At 69.8% G+C, this 15,246-nt stretch carries 13 protein-coding genes; 7 read left to right on the forward strand and 6 right to left on the reverse strand.

What is annotated here, in order from left to right; translation table 11 throughout:
* Positions 1 to 29 precede the first annotated feature (29 nt).
* The 6 genes from G448_RS0101965 to iolC all read right to left on the reverse strand — a co-directional run bounded on the left by G448_RS0101965 (position 30) and on the right by iolC (position 7,059).
* Positions 30 to 1,037 (reverse strand): Gfo/Idh/MocA family protein, encoded by a 1,008-nt coding sequence (locus G448_RS0101965; RefSeq protein WP_026406609.1) that lies wholly within the window; start codon positions 1,035 to 1,037, stop codon positions 30 to 32.
* A 48-nt stretch (positions 1,038 to 1,085) separates the two neighbouring features.
* Positions 1,086 to 2,033 (reverse strand): sugar phosphate isomerase/epimerase family protein, encoded by a 948-nt coding sequence (locus G448_RS0101970; RefSeq protein ID WP_026406610.1) that lies wholly within the window; start codon positions 2,031 to 2,033, stop codon positions 1,086 to 1,088.
* 249 nt (positions 2,034 to 2,282) lie between these two features.
* Positions 2,283 to 4,190, reverse strand: coding sequence for a 3D-(3,5/4)-trihydroxycyclohexane-1,2-dione acylhydrolase (decyclizing) (gene iolD / locus G448_RS0101975; RefSeq protein ID WP_026406611.1), 1,908 nt, complete (start codon positions 4,188 to 4,190; stop codon positions 2,283 to 2,285).
* A 96-nt stretch (positions 4,191 to 4,286) separates the two neighbouring features.
* A complete protein-coding gene (gene iolB / locus G448_RS0101980) occupies positions 4,287 to 5,156 on the reverse strand; it encodes a 5-deoxy-glucuronate isomerase (protein WP_026406612.1) in 870 nt (289 codons plus the stop codon).
* Complete coding sequence (locus G448_RS0101985) at positions 5,153 to 6,004, reverse strand: Cgl0159 family (beta/alpha)8-fold protein (RefSeq protein WP_026406613.1); 852 nt, start codon at positions 6,002 to 6,004, stop codon at positions 5,153 to 5,155. Before G448_RS0101985 ends, iolB begins: the two co-directional genes overlap by 4 nt.
* Before the next feature lie 38 nt (positions 6,005 to 6,042).
* A complete protein-coding gene (iolC, locus tag G448_RS0101990; protein WP_051268531.1) occupies positions 6,043 to 7,059 on the reverse strand; it encodes a 5-dehydro-2-deoxygluconokinase in 1,017 nt (338 codons plus the stop codon).
* Between the two features lie 208 nt (positions 7,060 to 7,267).
* Here iolC and G448_RS0101995 point away from each other — a divergent pair, with 208 nt between their 5' ends.
* The 7 genes from G448_RS0101995 (at position 7,268) to G448_RS0102025 (ending at position 15,157) form a co-directional block, all read left to right on the forward strand.
* On the forward strand, positions 7,268 to 8,014 hold the full coding sequence (locus G448_RS0101995; protein WP_026406615.1) for a GntR family transcriptional regulator: 747 nt from the start codon (positions 7,268 to 7,270) through the stop codon (positions 8,012 to 8,014).
* 212 nt (positions 8,015 to 8,226) lie between these two features.
* A complete protein-coding gene (locus G448_RS0102000) occupies positions 8,227 to 9,303 on the forward strand; it encodes a transaldolase family protein (RefSeq protein WP_026406616.1) in 1,077 nt (358 codons plus the stop codon).
* 40 nt (positions 9,304 to 9,343) lie between these two features.
* Positions 9,344 to 10,333, forward strand: coding sequence for an inositol 2-dehydrogenase (gene iolG / locus G448_RS0102005; protein ID WP_026406617.1), 990 nt, complete (start codon positions 9,344 to 9,346; stop codon positions 10,331 to 10,333).
* A 390-nt stretch (positions 10,334 to 10,723) separates the two neighbouring features.
* On the forward strand, positions 10,724 to 11,827 hold the full coding sequence (locus G448_RS14765) for a LacI family DNA-binding transcriptional regulator (RefSeq protein ID WP_084436237.1): 1,104 nt from the start codon (positions 10,724 to 10,726) through the stop codon (positions 11,825 to 11,827).
* 81 nt (positions 11,828 to 11,908) lie between these two features.
* Positions 11,909 to 12,646 carry an NUDIX hydrolase gene (locus tag G448_RS14770; RefSeq protein ID WP_084436239.1) on the forward strand — a complete coding sequence of 246 codons (738 nt, stop codon included), beginning with the start codon at positions 11,909 to 11,911 and terminating at the stop codon, positions 12,644 to 12,646.
* Positions 12,647 to 12,847: 201 nt separating this feature from the next.
* Positions 12,848 to 14,074, forward strand: coding sequence for a Gfo/Idh/MocA family protein (locus G448_RS0102020; protein WP_026406618.1), 1,227 nt, complete (start codon positions 12,848 to 12,850; stop codon positions 14,072 to 14,074).
* Positions 14,075 to 14,161: 87 nt separating this feature from the next.
* Positions 14,162 to 15,157 carry a sugar phosphate isomerase/epimerase family protein gene (locus tag G448_RS0102025; protein ID WP_026406619.1) on the forward strand — a complete coding sequence of 332 codons (996 nt, stop codon included), beginning with the start codon at positions 14,162 to 14,164 and terminating at the stop codon, positions 15,155 to 15,157.
* Positions 15,158 to 15,246: the final 89 nt, after the last annotated feature.

A 15,246-nucleotide genomic window follows, 5' to 3' on the forward strand; every position in this document is an offset into this window, starting at 1 on the left:
GCGAGGGCGGTTGATACGGGCGTCGCCCCTCAGGCGTAGAGGACGGGCCTGGCGATCATCGTGACATCGACCTGGCGGCCGTCGTTGCTCAGGGACTCCAGGCCGGCGTCGACCACGCAGGTGGCGGCGTAGCCGTCCCAGGCGGTGGAGCCGGTGTGCTCGTCGCGCTCGACGGCGCGGATCCACTGCTGGACCTCCTGGTTGAAGGCGGCGTGGAAGCGGTCGATGTGGCTGCGGCAGATCCGGTTGCGGTTGCCCGCCGAGTCCCGGGTGATCACCGTGTTCTGGTCGCCCAGGCGGACGGTGCCGGCCTCCATGACCAGCTCGCACTCGATGGAGTAGCCGAACTGGATGTTGACGTTGATCTCGTCGTCGATGAGGACACCGGACGCCGTCCTGGCCACCAGGACGAGCGGGTCCCGGAGGTGGTCGAAACGCCGGGAGGTGGAACGGGGGGCGTCCACACGCACCGAGACGATCTCGTCGTCGAGCAGGTAGCGACAGATGTCGATCTCGTGGATCGCGGTGTCGTCGATCATGTTGCGGGTGGTGTAGCCCTCCGGCACCGAAGGGTTGCGGTGGCGGCAGTGCACCAGCGTGGCGCAGCCCAGCTCACCGCCCTCCAGCGCGGCGCGCATCTCCTGGTAGCCGGCGTCGAAGCGGCGCATGAAGCCCACGGTGACGAGCTTCTTGCCCGCCTTCCGCTCGGCCTCCATGATGGCGATGCAGTCCTCGGGGGTGGTGGCCAGGGGCTTCTCGCACAGGACGTACTTGCCGGCCTCGACGGCGGCGATGACGTCGGGGGCGTGGACCTTGCCGAAGGTGGCGATGAGGACGGCGTCGACGTCGGGGTCGGCGATGAGCTCGGCCCCGCTGCCGTAGGCCTTGGCGCCCAGGGGCTCGGCCACGGCCCTGGCGCCGTCGAGGTCGAGGTCGGCCACGGCGACGATCCTGCCGCCGGCCAGCTCGTTCTCGATGCGCTGGACGTGGGCGCGGCCCATGCCGCCGGCGCCGATGAGTCCAATGCGAACAGACATGTGCATCTCTCCTCCTTGAGTGATCGCGATGGTGAGCGGCGTCAGCGGTCAGGCCAGTCCCAGACCGCACTCGGCCAGGTACGTGCGCATGTTGATGGCGTTCTGCTTGGGGAAGGAGGGGTCGCAGGGGTAGCAGTCCTGCTCGCAGATCGCGTAGATCGGCTTGTCCAGGGCCGCCAGGGCGTCGACGAACTCGTGCATCTCGGGCAGGCCGGCGGGCGGGCAGACCGAGGCGCCCTTGGTGACGGCCTCGCCGAAGGGCCAGTCCTTCTCGTGGGCCTCGCGGGTGATGCCCTCATCGAAGGCCTTGATGTGGACGTAGGTGATGCGCTCGGGGTACGTCCGGCACAGCTCGACCGGGTCGCCGCCGCCGTAGACGACGTGCCCGGAGTCCAGGCACAGGTTGACGTAGGTCGGGTCGGTGGCGTCGAAGATGCGGGCGATCTCCTCGGGCGTCTCGATGTGGGAGTCGCCGTGCGGGTGCAGGACCATCTTGAGGCCGTACTCGTCCAGGAGCATCTGGCCCAGGGCGTTGGCGTGCTCGACGTAGAGCTTCCAGGCGTCGTCGGACAGGACGCGGTCGTCGGTCCACTCCCAGGTCTTGTCGTCGCGGTAGAGCGGGGGCAGATGGACGATGTACTCGGCGCCGACGGCGGCGTGGGTCTCGGCGATGGCGCGAAAGGTCTTGAGCGTGGTCCCCCAGGCCTCCTGCTTGTGCAGGACGCCCCAGCCGGTGCCGGCCACCACCCTCATGCCGAACTCGTCGCACCACTTCTGGAGCTCCTCGGGGTCGGTCGGGAAGTAGCCGAAGGGCCCGGTCTCGATGACCTCGAAGCCGGCCTCGGCCATCTCCTCCCAGGCCTGACGGGGGCCCATCTGCTCGGGGTCCTCGGGGAACCAGACGCCCCACTGGTCGGGGCACACCCCGATGGTGAGCTTGGAGTACTTCGGATCGGTTGTGTTGACGGCTTTGGACGTTCCAGGCGTCTGAGACATCGTTGTCGCTCCTCACGGGGGTGTCGTCCGAATCGTTCCGGACACGGACCAGGATAACGAACAAATCAACAAGTTACTAGATGTTTGTAAGGACAATTTGCTGAATCTCCGATCCCGTTCCCACTCGCGCGAGAGGCCAATGGCGGGCCCGGGCACGGGCGGGCCCGCCAGGGCGCTCTCGCCCGGTGGACGAGGTGGCGCGTCGGGGCCCCGCCGCGCGCGGGCCCCGCCGCGCCACCTCGCACGGCCTCACAGGTAGTGCCGTTGCGGCCTACGATCCCGGAGGTACTGCTCGTAGGCCTCCTGCGTGGACTCCAGCCGGGAGACGCCCGGGACCGCCACGTCCCACCAGGAGGACCCCGGCGGGTTGGGACCGTACAGATCGGTCTCGATGTGGATCATGGCGGCCTCCTCGCCCGCATGAGCCCGGGCGTAGGCCTCCTTGAACTCCTCGATGGTCGCCACCCGGTGCACCTTCAGCCCCCAGGACTCGGCGTTGGCGGCGATGTCCACGCCCCTGACCCTCTCGGTGTCGTCCAGGTGGGACCCGCCGCCGCGCTGCCGGTACGTGGTGCCGAAGCGCTGCGAGCCGCGGGACTCCGACAGCGACCCGATGGAGCAGAAGCCGTAGTTCTGCAGGAGCACGTAGATGACCTTGATGTTCTCCTGGACGACCGTGGCCAGCTCCATGGGGAGCATCTGGTAGGTCCCGTCCCCGACGATGGAGACGACCTCGGACTCGGGGCGGGCGAGCTTGCACCCCAGACCGGCCGGGATCTCGTACCCCATGCAGGAGAAGGCGTACTCCACGTGGTACTGGACCGGCGTCCTGGCCCGCCACAGGGCCTGCAGATCGCCGGGCATGGAGCCCGCGGCGTTGATGACGATGTCGTCGGCGCCCATGAGCTCGTTGAGCGCGCCGAAGACCTCCGTCTGAGCCGGCAGCGGCCCGTGGCCCAGGTGGTAGCAGCGCTCGGTCCTGGCGAACCAGGACTCGCGCTCGGAGGCGATCTCGCGGGAGTACTCCTCGCTGACGCGATGGCCCTCCAGCGCCATGGTCAGGGCCCTCAGGGCCTCGCGGGCGTCGGCCACGACCATCTCGGCGCTCTGCTTGGCGGCGTCGAAGGGCGTGACATTGATGTTGACGAAGCGCACCCCCGGATCCTTGAACTGGGTCTTGGAGGCGGTGGTGAAGTCCGAGTACCGGGTACCGATGCCGATCACCAGGTCGGCCCTGTCGGCGATGTGGTTGCCCGAGTCGCCGCCGGTGGAGCCCACTCCCCCGATGGCGCAGGGGTGATCGTAGTTGATGGCGCCCTTGCCGGCCTGCGTGTCCGCCACCGGGATGCCGGTGGCGGCGGCGAAGGCGCGCAGCTGCTCGGAGGCCTCGGAGTAGATGGTGCCGCCCCCGGAGATGATCATGGGGCGCTTGGCCGATCTGATGAGGGCGACGGCGCGCTCCAGGGCGGCCGGCTCGGGCGCGGGTCGGCGCACGTGCCACACGCGCTTGCGGAACAACTCGATCGGCCAGTCGTGGGCCTCCGCCTGGACGTCCTGGGGCATGGCCAGGACGACAGCGCCGGTCTCGGCGGGATCCGTGAGCACCCGCATGGCGTTCAGCAGCGAGGGGATGAGCTGCTCGGGGCGGTTGATCCGGTCGAAGAAGCGGGACACCGGGCGGAAGCAGTCGTTGACCGTGACGTCGAGACTGGTGGGGTCCTCGAGCTGCTGAAGCACCGGGTCGGGGACGCGGGTGGCGAACTGGTCCGAGGGCAGGATCAGCACGGGAACGCGGTTGGTGGTGGCCAGGGCCGCGCCGGTGACCATGTTGAGCGAGCCGGGGCCGATGGAGGCGGTGATCATGTACGTCGACATCCGGTTGCGGACCTTGGCGAAGGCCGAGGCGGCGTGAACCGCTCCCTGTTCGTTGCGGGGCATGATGTAGGGCATCTCGCCCTCGCCCTCCACGGGGGCGATCTCGTTCTGCAGCAGCGCCTGGCCGATGCCGGCGACGTTGCCGTGCCCGAAGATGCCCAGGGCGCCCTCGATGAGGCGGTGCTCGACGCCGTCGCGCTCGGAGTACTGGTTGGTCAGGAAGCGGATGGTCGCCTGGGCGACCGTCAGGCGGATGGTTCCCGCGTAGGCTTCATTGCTCACGGTATGTGCTCTTCTCTGGTGGTGTTGGCGGTGGGGCGCGGTGGATCGGTGGATGACCGGCGGATCGTCGGCGGACGTCGGCCGCTGTCAGAGGATTCAGCGGGTCATCGGCAGTCGGGGATCGACGTCCTGGCCCTCCCAGGTATCGCGGATCCAGTGGTGGGCGGGATCATCGGGGGCGAGCCACACGAGGTCCTCGTCCGGGCCGGCCATCACGTTGAGGTAGTACATGTCGTATCCGGGGGCGGCCACGCAGGGGCCGTGGTAGCCATGGGGCACGAGCGCGACGTCGCCGTCGCGAATCTCCACGCACAGGTCGATCGGCCGATCGGGATCGGAGGCGTAGGTGCGATGGAGGCCGAAGCCGGGGTCGCCCGCGGGCGAGGAGGCGATCTCGAAGTAGTAGATCTCCTCGAGCTCGCGCTCGTCGGCGCCCCTGCGGTCGTGCTTGTGAGCCGGGTAGGAGGACCAGTTGCCGCCCGGGGTCAGCACCTCGCAGCACAGCAGGTGGGAGGTCTCGACCCCGTTGTTCAGGGCGTAGTTGTTGACCTGGCGCGAGCAGTCCCCCGCCCCGCGAAGGTCGGTGCGCACCTGGTCGCGCCCCAGGTAGCGCACCGGCAGATCGCGCACGGCGGTCGCCGCGGGCAGGGCGAAGCGCCCGCCCGCCGCCGAGGTGAGGGTCATGGCGGTGCGGCGCGGCACGTAGAGGGAGTCGGTGATGCCCTCGAACACGCCGGAGCGCCCGGTGAGCCGGTGGACCTCGCCGCCCGTCTCGACGTCGACGCCGCCCGCCAGCGGCAGGACGAGGAGCTCGTCGTCGCCGGTGTCCAGGGCGAGGCTCTCCCCCGCCTCCAGGACGGCCACGCGCAGGCCCGAGTAGGTCCAGCCGGCGTCGGCGGCGGAGATGTCGACGGTGAGGGAGTCGTGGCCGGTCGAGCCGGCGGGAACGTGAAGGTCGAGTGTCATGAGAGCAGTCCTACGGTGTTATCGACGGCACCGGCGACGTCGTCGTCGGGAGGGAAGAGAAGGGAGCGGCCGATGACCAGTCCCCTGACAGTGGGCAGGGCCAGGGCCCTGGCCCAGGAGGAGCGAGCGGCCTCCGGATCCTCGCTCACCGCGCCTCCCAGGATAAGAGCGGGCAGAGTGGAGGCCTCCATGACGCGCTCCATGTCGGCCACGACGGGCAGCTTGAGCCAGGTGTAGGCGCTGGTGCGCCCCAGCCCGGAGGCGATGGCCATGGAGGCGATGACGGCGTCCGCGCTGAGGTCGTTCACGATCCTGCCATCGCTCCACCGCGAGATGAAGGGCTCGACCATGGCCATGACCCTCCGCTCGGCGAGATCGTCGACGGCGGAGGCGCAGGCGGCGAGGGTATCGGCGGTCCTGGGATCCTCGTAGTTGACGCGCAGCAGCATCTTCCCGCCGTCGAGACCGGACTTCACGATCCCGCGGGCGTCGTAGCCGGTGAAGCGGTCGTCCATCTCGAAGGCCGCGCCAGCCAGGCCACCGCGATTCATGGATCCGTAGACGAGCTTGCCGTCCAGAGCGCCGAGCAGGGCGAGGTCCTCGATCATGTCCGCCGTTCCCAGGAAGCCATTGACGCCGGGCCGGCCCAGAGCGGTCACGCAGCGGGAGAGCACCTCCTCGCGCGAGGCCATGGCCATGGGATCCCCGCCCGCCGCGAGCGCGCCACGGGCGGGGTGATCGCAGGCGATGATCATGAGCCCGCCATCGCCCTCGGGGAGGGTCCCGCGGGGGCGCTCGGCGAGCACGCGGGCGACGTTCTCAGGAGCGCGGGCGCGGATGTCGACGATCCTGTCGGTGAGGGGGGGTGGAGGCGGTGGTGCTCATGTCACAGGTCCGTGAGGCTCGGGGCGCATCGGTCGCGGTGGATGCGCATGACATTGAGCAGCTCGGGCTCGGTGGGCATCGCGGTGGAGCACTCGATGCGCTCGCAGACGATGGCCCCCGCGGTCGAGGCCGCGAAGATCAGCTTCTCCAGGGACCAGCCCGACAGGAGTCCGTGGCAGACCGCGCCCCCGAAGGCGTCGCCGGCGCCGAGGCCGTTCTTGGTGGTCGCCGGCGTCACGGGCATCTCGATGCGCTCGTCGCGGGTCTTGGCGAGGGTTCCGAGCGGCCCCTGCTTGACGATGGCCAGCTCGACCCCGGCCTCGAGCAGGGCGTCGGCCGCGCGCTCGGGCTCGGTCTGCCCGACGGCGATGCGGCACTCCTCACGGTTGCCGATGGCGACGGTCGTCCCGGGCAGAACGGCGGAGACGGCCTCGTGGGCGGCGGCCTCGTCGGGCCAGAACGCGGCCCGGTAGTCCAGGTCGATAATGGTGTGCTCCTTGCGTCCGCGGGCATCGAGGGCGGCGCGATGGGCGGAGCGGGAGGGCTCCTTGCTCAGGCCCGTGGCGGACACCCAGAAGATCCTGGCGTCGCGCACGGCGTCGAGGGGAACGTCCCCCTCGGTCAGCTCCAGGTCGGGGGCGGAGGGCTCGCGGTAGAAGTACAGGGGGAAGTCGTCGGGGGGGAAGATCTCGCAGAAGGTCACCGGGGTGTTGAACTCCGACTTGGTCACGACGTAGTCGTCGTAGACGCCCAGGCGGCGCATCTCGACGCAGACGAATCTCCCGAAGGGGTCGTCGCCGACACCGGTCACGACCGCGGAGCGGTGACGGTAGCGGGAGGCGGCGACGGCGACATTGGTCGGGCTGCCTCCCAGGAACTTGCCGAAGGACTCCACGTCCTCCAGTCCCACCCCGATCTGAAGCGGGTAGATATCGACGCCGCAGCGTCCGATGGTCAGGACGTCGAGCGGCGGGGTCAGGAGGGATGTGGTCACGATATATGGTCCCTTCCACGTCATCGGGGCGGGTCCGTCACGGGACTCGCATTGAGCCGGTGCCAACAGCCTGCCGCAACCATCGCACCCCCGTCAAGACATTTGTCCGAACAAATATGAGGTGATTGCCAGCATCCGACCCGACCGCCGAACGCGCTCGCAGCGTCACGTCCCGGACGATTGAGCCGCGCAATGTATCATGAACTGACCCATCGCCTTCAGGGAAAACCCCATGCCCACCACACCGTTCCAGCCCGACATCGCCATCGATCGCGCGAGCGAGGCCCCGCTCTACAGCCAGATCGCGGAGGCCCTCGCCGCTCTCATCCTCGACGGCACACTGGCACCCGGCACCCGCATCGAGGACGAGATCTCCATGGCGCGGCGCCTGGAGGTGTCGCGCCCGACCACCCGGCAGGCGCTCCAGCGCCTCGTGGACCGCGGCCTCATCTCACGGCGCCGCGGAGCCGGGACCATGGTCACCTCCCCGCACGTGCGCAGGCCGATGGAGCTGTCGAGCCTCCTGGCGGACCTGACCAAGAGCGGCCACACGGTGTCCACGACGATCACCGACTACTCCACGCACCCGGCCGACGAGGAGGAGGCGGAGCACCTCGACATCGCGCCGGGCACGAACGTGACGAGAATCAGGCGCGTGCGCTGCGCCGACGGCGAGCCGATCGCCCTGATGGAGAACCTCCTGCCGGCGGCGATCGCCCCGTCCCACGACGACCTGGAGCACGACGGGCTCTACAACCTTCTGCGCGCGCAGGGCGTGGTGCCGATGACCGCCGCCCAGTCCATCGGCGCGCGAAACGCGACGACCGTCGAGGCCAAGGCCCTCGACGAGAAGCGCCGGGCCGCCCTGCTGACGGTGACCCGCACAGCCTACGACTCCCTGGGCGCCGTCATCGAGTACGGCACGCACGTCTACCGCGCCTCTCGATACTCCTTCGAGACGACCCTCTTCAACGCATAGCCGCCGCCCCCGCCCCACCCCCTTCGCCGAGATCGGTTCAGTTCCGCGTCGAGATCGGTCCGGTTCCGGACCGTCTCGGCGAAGGGGCAGAACGATCGCCATCTTTGTCTGGACAAAGCATTGACAACCGTGCCGCGTCGCACTTGAATAAGGGCAAAAGCCGCAATCGGCGAGGACGCCTTCCGCGGCCGCACACCCCTTGGAGCACGCTGATGAGCATCGAATACACACCCGGCCCTCTCCTCGAGGCCGCCCGCACCACACCGACCGCCCTGTGGAATGACTCCGCGGACCCCGATGAGCTCCGCCAGTCGATCTCATTCGGCGGCGTGGGCGCCACCTGCAACCCCACCATCGCCTACACCTGCATCAACCAGCGCAAGGACGTGTGGCTCCCCCGCATCGCCGAGCTCGCCGAGGAGATGCCCGAGGCCACCGAGTCCGAGATCGGCTGGCGGGTCGTTCGCGAGCTGAGCACCGAGGCCGCCGAGCTGCTCGAGCCCGCCTTCGAGGAGCACAAGGGGCGCAACGGCCGCCTGTCCATGCAGACCGATCCCCGTCTGGCCCGCAGCGCCGAGGCCCTGGCGGACCAGGCCGAGGAGTTCTCCAACCTGGCCAAGAACATCATCGTCAAGATCCCCGCCACCTCCGTGGGCGTCAAGGCCATCGAGGACGCCACCTACCGGGGCGTATCCGTCAACGTGACGGTCTCCTTCTCGGTGCCCCAGGCCGTGGCCACCGGCGAGGCCATCGAGCGCGGCCTCAAGCGCCGCGAGGCCGAGGGCGAGGACGTCTCCACCATGGGCCCGGTCGTCACCCTCATGGTCGGTCGCCTGGACGACTGGATCAAGATCGTCGCCAAGCGCGACCGCCTCTTCCTCGACCCGGGCCACCTGGAGTGGGCCGGCATCGCCGCCTTCAAGCGCGCCTATCAGGAGTTCCAGTCGCGCGGCCTGCGCGCTCGCATGCTCTCCGCGGCCTTCCGCAACGTCATGCACTGGTCCGAGCTCGTCGGCGGGGACCTGGTCGTCTCCCCGCCCTTCGCGTGGCAGAGGCTCATCAACGACTCCGGTTACAAGGTCGTCGAGCGCATCGACGAGCCCGTGGCCCCCGAGATCATGAGGACACTCATGTCGATTCCGGAGTTCGTGCGCGCCTACGAACCCGACGGCATGACCCCGGAGGAGTTCGACGCCTACGGAGCGACCGTGCGCACCCTGCGCGGCTTCCTGCAGGCCGACGCCGACCTGGACGCGCTCGTCCGTGACGTCATCATGCCTCAGCCGTGAGTCCGGGACTCCGGCTCTCCCGACCTAAGGAAGTGCTGACATGCTGAACATCGCCGTCATCGGCGCCGGCCGCATCGGCCACGTCCACGCCAAGACCATCGCCGCCCACCCGAACGCCTCCCTCGCCGTCGTGTGCGACCCCATCGGCGACGCCGCCAGGGCACTCGCCGACCAGTACGGGGCGCGGGCGTGCGAGGAGCCCGAGGAGGTCTTCGCCGACCCGGCTGTCGGAGCCGTCATCATCGGTTCTCCCACGCCCCTGCACATCCCCCATCTACTAGCCGCCGCCGGGGCGGGCAAGGCCGTTCTGTGCGAGAAGCCGATCGCCCTGGACATGAAGGATGTCGAGACCTCCCGCTCCGAGCTGGACGCCGTCACCACTCCCGTCATGTTCGGCTTCAACCGACGCTTCGACCCGTCCTTCGCGGCGGCGCGCGCGGCCGTCCGAGACGGGCGCATCGGCGAGATCGAGCAGCTGACGATCATCTCGCGGGACCCGGCGGCTCCGCCGGTGGACTACATCAAGGTCTCCGGCGGCATCTTCCGCGACATGACGATCCACGACTTCGACACCGCCCGCTTCTTCCTGGGCGAGATGACCGAGGTCTATGCCGCGGGCCAGAACCTCGACCCGGCGATCAGGGAGACCGGCGACTTCGACGCCGCCGTCGTCACTCTCAAGGCAGCCTCCGGAGCGGTGGCGACGATCATCAACAACCGCCGCTGCGCCTCCGGTTACGACCAACGGCTGGAGGCCTCCGGTCGCGACGGGGCGCTCTTCGCCGAGAACGTCCGCCCCACGACGGTACGATTGTCCAACGCCGAGGTGACCGACGCTCAGGAGCCGTACCTCGACTTCTTCCTCGAGCGCTACGCCGACGCCTACCGCCTGGAGCTGTCCGCCTTCATCGAGGCCGTTGAGAGCAGCACGCCGACTCCGACGACCATCGACGACGCCGTCAAGGCGCTCGCCCTGGCCGAGGCGGCCACCGAGTCGGCGCGCACGGGCGAACCGGTCGCCGTCGGCTGACGGAGCACCGCGGGAGCGGGAGGCCGCTCCCGCCAGGCGCACCCGGCTGCGAGACCCCACTCCCCCGCAGCCGGGCTGCGCTGCGCGTCCGGGCTGGAGAACCGGCCGGACGGACGGGAACGATCCGCCTCGGAAACCCGTTGTCCCAGGGCTCCTCCGGCCCCGCCTCCATATACCCCGGCCGCATCTCCCCACCTTATCTCCAGCCGCACGGATGCACGCGTTCGGCCCGGTCATGTCGCCGGCACGGCCCATGGCACGACGGGAGGAGGGCTCCTGCGCGCCCCGATCACGACCGCCACCGCATGCCCGCACCGCTTCCAGATGAGGGGCCGGTGAGCCTGTACTCTGCGACTGCACAGCCCTCCCGACGCCACCTGGAGACCTATTGTGAGCACCAAGGCGCATGCCGCCACCCAGAGCGACGTCGCCCGCGCAGCAGGGGTCTCACGCTCCCTGGTGTCCCTAGCCCTGAGCAACTCGCCCAGAGTCGCTCCGAAGACCCGCGAGCGCATTCAGCGGGTGGCCGTCGACCTCGGCTACCGGGTGAATGTGGCCGCGTCCTCCCTGGCGCGCCAGAGCTCGACCATTATCGGCCTGGTCCTGCCCAATCTCCGCAACGTCTTCTTCGAGCGACTCGCCCGCCGCCTGGGGGACGCCGCGTCGGCACGCGGACTGACCCTCTTCATCACGGTGGGGGCCGAGCGGCCGGAAGTGCTCGGTCAGGCGATCGACTCCCTGCTCGGGGTACGAGTGGCCGGAATCATCCTGGTCTCCCCCTGGCTTCTCGACGAGGACCTGCTGGCCATCGGCGAGGAGGCGCCCACCTGTCTGATCGGACGACGCGGCCCCGGCGGGCGGGTGGACTCCGTCCACATGGACGAGGAGGCGGCCGCCGACCTCGTGGTCGAGCATCTGACGGGACTGGACGTGGAGACCATCGGGTACATCGGCCCGCGGGTGGCGGACAGCGCCTCCCGGCGCCAACGCGAGATGGCCCTCAAGCGCGCCGGGGCCCGAGCGGACGTGCCGATGGTGGTCTACGGCTGCGGGGACGATGCCGGCCCGGCGGTGCGGGCCATGGTCCAGACTCATCCCGAGGCCCTGGGCATGGTCATCCACAACGACATCCTGGCCATCGACGCCGTCCCCGTCCTGCGGGAGGCGGGTCGCCTCCCCGAGTCGACCGGGGCCGGAGTGGCGTTGGTCTCCTACGACAACACCTACCTGGCCGAACGCGGCGAGTTCTCCCTGACCAGCATCAACCAGCCCGAGGAGATCATGGCGGCCCGGGCCATCGAACTGCTCTGCGAGCGCGCCGGGATCGGCGGACCGGGGACCGCGTCCGCAACCGCCCGCACCGTGGTCCTGCCCCCGGACCTGGTGGTGCGCAGCTCCTCGGTGGGCCGTGCGCCTCGCACAGCCGCACCCGTGGCGGATCCCCCGGTCATCGGAGCACCCGATGCAGCCCACTCCGCCGACGGATCGCACTGATGCGCCGGGATCCGCGCGAGCCCCGATCCGCGGCCCGTCGCGGAGGCGGTGCGGAGACGATCCAAAGGGAGGAACCGGCGCATGGGCGCGAAGAACGACCTGCGACGGATGCTGACACGGCGGGCGCGCATCGATCCGCACCCGGGCGGACCGGCCCCATCGCCGTCGAACGCGCTCGCGCGCCGCTCCGCCGTGCTCATCCTCGCCGGTGCGCGAGAGACGATCCTCGCCCCCGGGGCCTCCGCCGAGGACGCCGTCCCGGCCGATACCGACATCCTCCTCACCATCCGCTCGACGGAGCTGCGCCACCACCCCGGCCAGGTGGCGTTCCCGGGCGGGGGAATCGAGGGCGGAGACGACAGCGCCGCCGCGGCCGCGCTGCGGGAGGCCCGCGAGGAAACGGGCATAGCCCCGGAGAGCGTCGAGATCCTGGGCAGCCTGCCCGAGATCATGCTCCCGGCGAGCGGCAACCTCGTCACCCCGGTCCTCGGGTGGTGGAGCCGACCGGGCGCTCTTCTGGTGGATGGCGTCGAGACGGCCGATGCCATGCGCGTGGCCGTGGCGGCCCTCATCGACCCGGCCTCGCGCTGGACCTCCGTGCTCAGGCGCAATGGCTCCGTTCACCGGGGTCCGGCCTTCCGGACCTCCACAAGCGCGCCGGTCATCTGGGGATTCACGGGCCGCCTCCTGGCGACCGTCCTCGACGGGGCGGGCTGGGCACAGCCCTGGGACGAGACCCGTGAGATCACCATCGACGACCGAGTGCCGCGCGTACCGGGAACCGGCGGAACCACGGGCCCGCGCAGAACCGACCAGTAGCCGGCCGGTGCCGTTCGCACCGGGACGCCCCGACTAGTTCGTCCTGACCATTTTCTCCTCGCTCCGCTGCGGGGTATTGACAGCGCCATGCTTCCCGCACATACTGGAGTCACATGTTCACGCGCGTTAATCACTGCGGTCCATCCCTCTGAGGCGCGCTCGGGTCGATGAGGACAGAACGCGGACGGAAGGTCCACACCCATGAGCACCACTCCCCTGTCAGTCGCCGTCATCGGCGCCGGAATGGCCGGCACCACCCACGCCAACGCCTGGCGCCAGGTCGGCACCGTCTTCGACCTGGGCCTGCCACCGGTCCGCCTGCGCACCATCGCCGATGCCCATCTCCCCTTCGCCGAGGACGCCGCCCAGCGCTACGGCTACGAGCGGGCCGTGGACGACTGGCGCGCCGTGGCCGAGGACCCGGACATCGACATCGTGTCCATCGTGGTGGGCAACGCCCTGCACCGCGAGATCGCCGAGACCCTCATCGAGGCCGGCAAGCACGTCCTGTGCGAGAAGCCCCTGGCGGACACGCTCGAGTCCGCCCGCGCCATGGCGCGGGCCGAGAAGGGGGCCGGCGTCGTCACCGCCGTCGGCTTCACCTACCGCCGCAACGCCGCCGTGGCCGAGCTCGCCAAGCTCGTCGCCGAGGGCCACCTGGGCGAGATCAACCACTTCGACGGCCGCTACTGGTGCGACTACGGCGTGGCCCCCTCCACCCCCATGGCCTGGCGCTACAAGGGCCCCATGGGCTCGGGCGCCCTGGGCGACGTCGGCAGCCACCTCATCGACACCGCCGAGGTCATCTGCGGCCCCATCGTCTCAGTCTCGGGCGCGGCCATGATGACCTCCATCAAGGAGCGCCCGGTGGCCACCGGCCACGTCACTCGCGGAACAGCCCTGGGCGACGGCGACTGCGCTGACGTCACCTACGAGCCGGTGGAGAACGACGACGTCGCCACCTTCACCGCGCACTTCGCCAACGGCGCCGTGGGTACCTTCTCCTGTTCGCGCGTGGCCTGGGGCCTGCCCAACTCCCTCATGGTGGACGTCCTGGGCACCAAGGGCCGTGTCTCCTGGGACCTGGCGCGATGCGGTGAGATCAAGATCGACGACGTCAGCTCCCCGGCCGGACTGGGCGGGGCCCGCCGCGTCCTGGTGGGCCCCGACTTCCCCTACTTCGCCCGAGGCTCCTCCATGGCCTTCGGCGGGGTCGGGCTGACCCAGATCGAGCAGTTCACCTACCAGGCCCACGCCTTCCTCCAACAGATCGCCGGCATCACCCCCGGGCAGGGGGCCCTGCCGCGCTGCGCCAGCTTCGCCGACGGCTACCGCGAGATGCTCCTGGCCGACGCCGTGGCCCGCTCGGCCGCCGCCGGGGGCGCCGCCGTCGACGTCTCGGACCTGCCCGAGCTCGCGAGCCTGTAAGAGGCCCAGTCAGCCACCCCACTGGACCACCCCCTTCAGACACACCGCCACCCACGACGTAGCGAACAACACCCAAGGAGACCTCTCATGCCACTGACCTACGGCGCCTACACCGCCTGCCTCCAGGACCGCTCCCTGCCCGAGGCCCTCGACGTCCTCAAGGACGCGGGGCTCACAGGGGCGGAGGTCAACGTCGGGGGGTTCATCCCCTCCCCGCACTGCCCCGTCGACGCCCTCCTGGCCTCGGCCACCGCCCGCGCGGAGTACCTGGGCCTCTTCCAGGACAAGGGGATGACGCTCTCGGGCCTCAACACCTCGGGCAACCCCACCTCGCCGCTGCCCAACGAGGGCCTCAAGCACGCCGAGGACATCCGAGCGGCCATCCGCCTGGCGGGCCTGCTCGGAGTCAAGGAGATCGTCACCATGTCCGGCACCCCGGGCACCGACCCGAGAGCGACGTACCCCACCTGGGTCGTCAACCCGTGGAACGGGATCGACATGGAGATCCTGGACTACCAGTGGAGCGTCGTCGTCCCCTTCTTCAAGGAGATCGACGCCCTGGCCCGCGACAATGACGTCCAGGTCTGCCTGGAGCTGCACCCGCGCAACCTGGTCTTCAACGTCCCCTCCTTCGAACGGCTCGTCGAGGAGACCGGGGCGACCAACATCAAGGTCAACATGGACCCCTCCCACCTGTTCTGGCAGCAGATGGACCCGATCGCCGCCACCAGGCGCCTGGGCCCCCTCGTGGGTCACGTCCACGCCAAGGACACCAGGATCCTCCCCGGCGCCGCCTACCGAGGCGTCCTGGACACCGACTTCGGCCACGTGCCCGCCGAGGCCGAGGGCAAGGTCCCGGTGGCCTACGGCTACTGGTGCAACTCTTGGCCCCAGGACCCGGCCTGGCGGTTCGTGGCCCTCGGCCTGGGCCACGACACCGACTACTGGGCCGAGTTCCTGACCGCCATCGCCGAGGTCGACCCGGAGATGAACGTCAACATCGAGCACGAGGACGCCGAGTACGGCAACGTCGAGGGGCTCCGGATCTCCGCGAAGAACCTGCTCGCCGCCGCCAGGCTCTGATCCCCACACACAAGCACCGGCGGAGGGGTGCTTTCCATCGTGCGCGAGAGCGCCCCTCCGCTCGCCGACAGGCCGCATGTGCGGGTTCC

The sequence above is a fragment of the Actinomyces gerencseriae DSM 6844 genome (assembly GCF_000429265.1).
GTDB lineage: Bacteria > Actinomycetota > Actinomycetes > Actinomycetales > Actinomycetaceae > Actinomyces > Actinomyces gerencseriae.

Bases quoted from the DNA above. Each gene is read 5' to 3' on its own strand.
- iolB (WP_026406612.1), bottom strand. From the start codon at position 5,156: ATGACACTCGACCTTCACGTTCCCGCCGGCTCGACCGGCCACGACTCC.
- G448_RS0101970 (WP_026406610.1), bottom strand. From the start codon at position 2,033: ATGTCTCAGACGCCTGGAACGTCCAAAGCCGTCAACACAACCGATCCG.
- G448_RS0101965 (WP_026406609.1), bottom strand. From the start codon at position 1,037: ATGTCTGTTCGCATTGGACTCATCGGCGCCGGCGGCATGGGCCGCGCC.
- G448_RS0102025 (WP_026406619.1), top strand. From the start codon at position 14,162: ATGCCACTGACCTACGGCGCCTACACCGCCTGCCTCCAGGACCGCTCC.
- iolC (WP_051268531.1), bottom strand. From the start codon at position 7,059: ATGACGTGGAAGGGACCATATATCGTGACCACATCCCTCCTGACCCCG.
- G448_RS0102020 (WP_026406618.1), top strand. From the start codon at position 12,848: ATGAGCACCACTCCCCTGTCAGTCGCCGTCATCGGCGCCGGAATGGCC.
- G448_RS14770 (WP_084436239.1), top strand. From the start codon at position 11,909: ATGGGCGCGAAGAACGACCTGCGACGGATGCTGACACGGCGGGCGCGC.
- G448_RS0101995 (WP_026406615.1), top strand. From the start codon at position 7,268: ATGCCCACCACACCGTTCCAGCCCGACATCGCCATCGATCGCGCGAGC.
- iolG (WP_026406617.1), top strand. From the start codon at position 9,344: ATGCTGAACATCGCCGTCATCGGCGCCGGCCGCATCGGCCACGTCCAC.
- G448_RS0102000 (WP_026406616.1), top strand. From the start codon at position 8,227: ATGAGCATCGAATACACACCCGGCCCTCTCCTCGAGGCCGCCCGCACC.